This is a genomic window from Xanthomonas bromi (assembly GCF_900092025.1).
Lineage (GTDB): Bacteria > Pseudomonadota > Gammaproteobacteria > Xanthomonadales > Xanthomonadaceae > Xanthomonas > Xanthomonas bromi.
Genome location: NZ_FLTX01000056.1, coordinates 1 through 3315 on the forward strand (window position 1 = coordinate 1; position 3315 = coordinate 3315).

Here is a 3315-nt window from a genome sequence, read left to right on the forward strand (position 1 = left end):
CCGGGTTTTGCTGCGCGATCGATGACAGCCTCACGCATCAGCGCAGTGCAGGCCATGCCGCGAGAACGTAATGCGGCAACGACACGTCGGTCAACGCCTGCCGCACTGCACAGCAGACGTTGGCGCCTGTTCGCACTGCAAAAGTTACTGACGCAAGCACTGCGTCGGAGATGTCGCGTATTGGCTATCATTGCGCCGATGCGCTCCGACTATATCCTCACGCTGTCTGCCCCCGCTCAAATCCTATCCGGGCGACAACTACTCTGGCATGGGGAGCGCCTTCGCTAGCTGGAACCAACTCGATGGCCGCCGCATGAGCTAGCTTTATCCCGCCGACGAGCCCTTGCTGACGCCAGACAGCTATTGTGGCAAGTCACACCAATACGCCTCCGGTCCCGACGCGCTTTTTTGACGGATCATTACCTTGCTAGCCACGTGGGATCCACACCAACAAAACAAAAGCTGTTCAGGGGAAGCGTTCATGCTCGAGCGTTTGCTGCAGTCCCTGCAGGCCCTTTATATTCGGCCAGCCCTCGAATACATAGATCACTTCCCCATCGCGGACAATATAGAAGGTCGGCGTATCAATACTTGCCAGCTTTTCCCAGTCAGCTCGCAGATACATAGGTTTCATCTGGAGCTGGGGATGTGCTACATTCCAAGAGAGTAGATCCTCCACTGGCAATGTACGGCCGGGCGCCACGAGCAACAACAAATTCTCGCGCAGCCACTGCAAGTCAGGCCGTCTTTCTATTTCCAAAAGCGCGCGAACCGAGAAGTGGCACGCCGGATGAACTATCGCCACCACCTGCGCGCTATGGGCAACTGGATGCCACGCCTCCACGCTTGCATGCGCAGCGTCCTGCAAGGATAGGATGCGCCAACCCTGCGCCGCAGCCCGATCAGTGAAGTGTAGCTGCGGCAAAACCGGCAAATCCAACAGCGACATCTGCTGCCGCAACGTGTTGGCCTCGCTGTAGCGCGTCACTGTCACAAGCGCACCTATGTACGTGCGTGTGTGCCAATCAGTGGCCTTTCCGGACGCGGCCAGCTGATGATACAGACAACCCAAAGTATCGACGTCAACCGGATCTTTTGAGTAAATCTCGACTAACGCAGTAGCCCGGAAGAGATCGTCGGCATCGAAATGGGTGACGCCACGATGCAAGCAAGGACCTGTAGTTGCAGTTAATTGGCGATACAGCGCTACAACAGCACGGCTACGAGCTTGCCCCACCTGATTGCGGTACTGCCCGTTGAAATTGGCCACGCGATCGTATATTTTATAATTTCCTGCAATCGCGGCCGGCACGTATATTGCAAAAACCGCCATCCAGCGCATGACGGGTTTAATAAAAATTTCTTTATTCATTGCAATCACTCGTACATATAGATGCTAAGTCAGGGATGCAAGTGGCGTGACCCATGCATGTAATATCTTCGGTGAATTTACGTGAATAAATGCCAATTCCATAAGAATACTCGCCAAATGCCCGAATCACTTTGCGATCACGCTGACTGTTAATCCTGATACTTTCTATGAATCGAAGCGAGCTCTGCAAACCAAAGGCAGATAGGAGGTCATAAGCCTGGCTACTACTCAGTTCTGACTCGATATCGGTAAGGACGATACGCCACCTGCGTTAAATTTTAAAGAATTTACGAAACTAATTTGTGTTTGGGGAGATGATAAATTCAGCGACAATTCTTCATTCGCTAACGGAACATTTTCGGAAATAGTTTACATTTCATAAATACAATAATTATTGTAAGCTGTTTTGCAGGCATAAACCCATAAAAATCGATGCAAATGGAAAGCCGATACAAATTTTGTTTGGCGGATCTCTAGGATCTTGTTAGCTGCCCTCAGAAAAACCGCCACCGATCGGATGGCGGTTTTAACGCAAGGGCTGCCTGAATCAGCAATTACTGGTGCAGATTGAGCCTACGGCTTCGTGGCAAGTTCCGCGACCAGTGCATTCGTAATCATTATGATCAGTTGGTGGAGCCACATCAATTCCTTCTTCCCTCCCTCCAAATGCTCGAATCACTTCGCGATCGCGCTGGGTGTCAACCCTGATATTTCCCATGAAGCGTAGCGAACTCTGTAAACCAAAGACAGATAGGAGGTCATAAGCTTGACTACTACTCAGTTCTGACTCGATATCTGCGTAGTAAAAGGAAGATACGCCACCCTCGTTAAATTTCAAAGAATTTACAAAGCGCATTTGTGCTTGGGGAGATAATAAATTCAGCGGCGATTCTTCATGTTTAGCACCAGCCACATATGCAGCCAACTGGGCATCTGAATGAACCTGTGCATTTTTGCGTATTACCTTTTGCTGCTTATTGTAATTATTAAGCAGCTTCGCAACCACTACATCTTGAGCAGGATTGCTCTCCCTAATTTCGTCATTAGAAGAAGCCTGCATCGCCATTGCGTTTACTGAAAAAATCCCTATCGCTAATGGAATAATTAAGGATAAAAATTTATTTTTCATAAATAAATATCCTTTTTGTAGATTTTTAAGAATGAACCCACCGAAGTCAATGCAAGAGGAAGGCCAATGGACATCTGAGCCTGCATCTAGCACATGACTTATTAAACTAAGAAATGCGAAAATTCGACGTATAGCCGAAAATTTGGGTCGAAATGCGAATAAAGTCTATCGCTCCTTTGATGTACCACCCGGAAAACAGGCAAGGCTTTAGACTTCGCCGGTATGGGCCCCCGTCATCACTTAGGAGTCAAGCGACGAAGAAGTCACGGTTTACCGAGGAGCAGATGGCCAACGCGCTCAAGCAAGCCGAGCTGGGAACCGCGGTTGGCGAGGTCTGTTGGAAGATGGGCATTGCCGATGCCACGTTCTATGTCTGGCGCAAGAAATACGGTGGTCTGGGGCCGTCTGAGCTCAAGCGCCTGTGGCTGCCGGAAGAGGAAAATCGGAAGCTCAAACAGCTGGTGGCCGACCTGAAACCGGATAAGGCGATGCTGCAGGAGGTCGTTACAAAAAAAACTAAGCCCTGCCCAGCGACGCACCTGGGTAGGTCGGCTCCGCGAGCGCTTTGCGGTCAGCGAGCGGCATGCACTGCGGATCTTGGTGATGTCGCGCTCTGCGTTTTGCTACAAGGCCAAGTCGCGCGATTGCAGCGCCATTCGTCTTTGGATGCGCGAAATCGCCCAGATGCGCGTGCACTAAGGTCGTGAGCGCGTTACCTGCATATACGCTCGGTTCTACCGAGCACACACCGAGAGCACTGGCGTGCGCCGGCGGCACACGATGACCGACGCGCCGGTCATCGCCCAAGGCCCGG

The 3315-nt window shown here is 51.0% G+C and carries 2 protein-coding genes and 1 pseudogene; 1 reads left to right on the plus strand and 2 read right to left on the minus strand.

Going from position 1 to position 3315, the window contains the following annotated elements:
• Positions 1 to 466 precede the first annotated feature (466 nt).
• The gene (locus XBLMG947_RS16955) at positions 467 to 1372 is read right to left on the minus strand and encodes a hypothetical protein (RefSeq protein ID WP_065469791.1); all 906 of its coding nucleotides are present in this window, start codon (positions 1370 to 1372) and stop codon (positions 467 to 469) included.
• Positions 1373 to 1919: 547 nt separating this feature from the next.
• On the minus strand, positions 1920 to 2501 hold the full coding sequence (locus XBLMG947_RS22820) for a hypothetical protein (RefSeq protein ID WP_139074420.1): 582 nt from the start codon (positions 2499 to 2501) through the stop codon (positions 1920 to 1922).
• Positions 2502 to 2785: 284 nt separating this feature from the next.
• On the opposite strand from XBLMG947_RS22820, the pseudogene XBLMG947_RS23780 reads away from it, so the two are divergent.
• Positions 2786 to 3078 (plus strand): annotated as a pseudogene (locus tag XBLMG947_RS23780) (transposase); the annotation flags it as partial.
• Between the last annotated feature and the right edge of the window lie 237 nt (positions 3079 to 3315).

Excerpts from the sequence above, each read along its gene's own strand:
- XBLMG947_RS16955 (WP_065469791.1), bottom strand. The coding sequence starts at position 1,372 with ATGAATAAAGAAATTTTTATTAAACCCGTCATGCGCTGGATGGCGGTT.
- XBLMG947_RS22820 (WP_139074420.1), bottom strand. The coding sequence starts at position 2,501 with ATGAAAAATAAATTTTTATCCTTAATTATTCCATTAGCGATAGGGATT.